Source organism: Streptomyces sp. NPDC093801, from assembly GCF_040701585.1.
Lineage (GTDB): Bacteria > Actinomycetota > Actinomycetes > Streptomycetales > Streptomycetaceae > Streptomyces.
This window is the reverse complement of sequence record NZ_JBFBDP010000099.1, coordinates 1-3,262: the sequence shown is the minus strand read 5'-3', so window position 1 is coordinate 3,262 and position 3,262 is coordinate 1. Positions and strand designations below refer to the sequence as shown.

Annotated in this window: 4 protein-coding genes; 3 read left to right on the top strand and 1 reads right to left on the bottom strand. The window is 73.1% G+C overall.

Annotated features, from left to right (window positions below):
- Together AB0469_RS40980 and AB0469_RS40975 are read left to right on the top strand one after the other, a co-directional pair.
- Positions 1 to 137: adenosylhomocysteinase (locus tag AB0469_RS40980; RefSeq protein WP_366456701.1), on the top strand; the 137-nt coding region annotated here is incomplete at its 5' end.
- Positions 138 to 228: 91 nt separating this feature from the next.
- Complete coding sequence (locus tag AB0469_RS40975) at positions 229 to 882, top strand: hypothetical protein (RefSeq protein WP_366456700.1); 654 nt, start codon at positions 229 to 231, stop codon at positions 880 to 882.
- On the opposite strand, the gene AB0469_RS40970 is transcribed toward AB0469_RS40975, so the two are convergent.
- On the bottom strand, positions 879 to 1,793 hold the full coding sequence (locus tag AB0469_RS40970) for an RDD family protein (RefSeq protein ID WP_366456699.1): 915 nt from the start codon (positions 1,791 to 1,793) through the stop codon (positions 879 to 881). The genes AB0469_RS40975 and AB0469_RS40970 overlap by 4 nt on opposite strands.
- A gap of 111 nt (positions 1,794 to 1,904) precedes the next feature.
- Between AB0469_RS40970 and AB0469_RS40965 the strand changes: the two genes are divergently transcribed.
- Positions 1,905 to 2,912 (top strand): stage II sporulation protein M, encoded by a 1,008-nt coding sequence (locus tag AB0469_RS40965; RefSeq protein WP_366456698.1) that lies wholly within the window; start codon positions 1,905 to 1,907, stop codon positions 2,910 to 2,912.
- The last annotated feature ends 350 nt before the right edge of the window (positions 2,913 to 3,262 follow it).

Here is a 3,262-nt window from a genome sequence, read left to right as displayed (position 1 = left end):
AGCACCTCGACGAGAAGGTCGCCCGCCTCCACCTCGACGCGCTCGGCGTCAAGCTCACCACGCTGCGCCCGGAGCAGGCCGAGTACATCGGCGTCAAGGTCGAGGGCCCGTACAAGCCCGACCACTACCGCTACTGATCCCAGCGGATCGCGCACACTGAAGCAGGCCCCCGGCACCCGTGCCGGGGGCCTGCCCCGTACCCCCGTACGCCAGCCAAGGACCACAGCCATGCCCCGCGGCCGCTACTCGCTCCACGACCCGCACGACCACACCCCCCTCGGCGAGGAGCACTTCCACTGCGCCCCCGGCCCCTCGGGCTGGCGTTACGTCTCCCAGACCACCGGCCCCGGCGGCGACCACCGGGGCTCCCTCGACCTGGCCGTCGACGCCCTCGGCCGCCCCATCCGGCTCGAAGTCAACGCGGCGAGCTGGCAGGTCCGCGGCGCCGCCATCGACGGCGTCACCTGGGTCCGCACCGACCCCACCGGCACCGAGGCCACCGAGGGCAACGTCGCCGCCCCCGGCTTCACCGGCACCTCCCCGGCCTTCCTCATCGCGACGGCCCGCCTGTTGCGCCTGGCCCCCGGCGCCCCCGCGACCCGGATCCGGCTCGTCGCCCTCACCGACCCGGTCCTCGCCCCCCGCACCGTCGACCAGGCCTGGGCGCTGCGTTCCCGCGCCGAGCACCCCACCGACAGCGGCCCGCTCGTCGTGGACGAGTACTGGGTCACCGCCCTCGACACGGGCGAGGTCCACACCGTCCACATCGCCGGGGACGTGGTCCTCTCCGCCCCCGGCATCGAACTCGAACACCTGGAGACCCCGCCGTCCACCTTCACGGACTCCGAGGACCCCGAGGACTCCGAGGGGCCGGAGGCCTAGGCGGGCGGCGCGAACCCGGTGGCGGGCGGGGCGGGCTCGACGGGAGCCGCGGGCCGCACCGGCTGAGCGGGCTGCACCGGCTGAGCGGGCTGCACGGGCGCGGGAGGCGCCGCGGAGGGAGCCACCGGCATCCCCCCGTACGCCAAGGGAGCGGGCGCGGGCGCGGCGGCGAAGGCCCGGGCGGCGTCCCGCGACTGCCGCTCGTGCACCACGGCCATCAGGAACGCGGCCGCCGGGACCCCGGGCGGCGCCGGCGCCCCGGTCCGCGCCGCCACGTCGTCCGCGAGGCGCGCCGCCATCACCGCACCCGTGTGCGGGTCCAGCTGGTTCATCCGCGTCAGGTACTGCCGGATCGCCAGCCACAGCCCCTCCGGCACGGCCGAGAGGTCCAGCCCCGCGAACCGCCCGGCCAGCCACGGCGGCGGCGGGGGTACGGGCATGACCCGCGCCCCCGGCACCCGCTCGCGGATCACCAGCGTCCCCGCGAACACGTCCCCGACCCGCCGCCCCCGCTCCGACACCAGCGACGCGGTGCACGCCACCGTCCCGAAGGTCATCAGCAGCTCCACGACCCCCATGGCCCCGCGCACCATCGCGTGCCGGAAACGGATCGGCCCGCCGTCCTCCCGCACCACCCGCAGCCCGCACGCCAGCTTCCCCAGCGAACGCCCGTGGGTCAGCGTCTCCACCGCGATCGGCACCCCGACCAGCACCAGCAGCAGCGTCGCCACCGACACGGCCGCCTGCGCGGCCTCGTCGAGCCCGGCGGTCGCGAGGACCAGCGCGAACAGCACCAGCAGGTACCCGGTGACGTACACGGCCAGGTCGAGCAGGATCGCCAGCGCCCGGCTCGGCAGCCTCGCCGGCCGCAGACCCAGGACGACCGCGTCCCCCGTCACCAGACCGTTCACCGGACACACCTTTCACCGACCTGACCCGCCCCTGTCCACCCCAGTCTGCCAAGCTGGCCGCAGGACGAGCAGCCGTATCGGGCGGGCCAGGGGCAGGGGAGCGACAACCGGATGGATCTCGACGTCTTCGTGGCCGCCCACCAGGCACAGTGGGACCGCCTGGAACAGCTCCTCGGCCGGGGCCGCCGGCTCACCGGGGCGGAGGCCGACGAACTCGTCGCGCTCTACCAGCGCACCGCCACCCACCTCTCCCTGATCCAGTCGAGCGCCCCCGACCCGCTGCTCACCGGCCGCCTCACCCAGCTGGTGGCCCGCGCCCGCTCCACCGTCACCGGAACCCGCCGGGCGGGTTGGCGCGACGCCGCCCGGTTCTTCACGGCGGGGTTCCCGGCGGCCGTCTACCGCAGCCGCCGCTGGTGGATACCCACGGCGCTGCTGTCGACGGCCCTCGGCGTGCTCATCGGCTGGTGGATAGCCACGCACCCGGAGGTCCAGGGCGCCGTCGCGGCCCCCGAACACCTCAAGGAGCTGACCCGGCCCGGCGGCGAGTACGAGACGTACTACTCCAGCCATCCGGCGGCCTCCTTCGCCGCGAAGGTGTGGACGAACAACGCCCAGGCCGCCGCCGTCTGCCTGGTCCTCGGGGCCTTCCTGGGCCTGCCGGTGCTCTGGATCCTCTTCCTGAACATGGCCAACCTCGGGGTCGGCCTGGGTCTGATGGCCTCGGCGGGCCGCCTCGACGTCTTCCTCGGCCTGATCCTCCCGCACGGCCTGCTCGAACTGACGGCGGTGTTCGTCGCCGCCGGCACGGGCCTGCGCCTGGGCTGGACGGTCGTCGATCCGGGCCCGCGCACCCGCCGCGCTGCCTTGGCCGAGCAGGGCCGTGCCGCCCTCGGCATGGCCATCGGGCTGGCCGTGGTCCTGTTCGTCTCCGGCCTGATCGAAGGCTTCGTGACCCCGTCGGGCCTGCCCACCTGGGCCCGCATCACGATCGGCGTCGCCGCCGAGGCCGCCTTCCTGGCGTACGTCTTCGTCCTGGGCGGCCGCGCGTCGCGCGCCGGCGAGGCGGGCGACGTGGAGGAGGCGGACCAGACGGCCGCGCTGCCGACCGCGGCGTGATGTGCGTACGGGCCCACTCAGCTGCTAGTCTCCTCGTCGTCGCGAAGGGTGTTGACACATCCCGAGCGTGGAGGTAGATTCGAACGGTTGCCTCGAACTGGACAAGTTCGGCAGCGATGGTTTAAAGTCTTCTTCGCCCCCAAGAATCCAACGAATTGCATTCCGTCGGGGCACATCCAGCTCTGAATCAGGATCTGAAGCCGGGAAATCCGGTGGAGAAACTCTGATAGAGTCGGAACCGCCGGAAAGGGAAAACGCGAAAGCGAAGGACCTGGAAAGCACCGAGGAAGTCGGACACGAAAGAGTCTGATAGAGTCGGAAACGCAGGAAAGAACGAAAGCCCGGAGGAA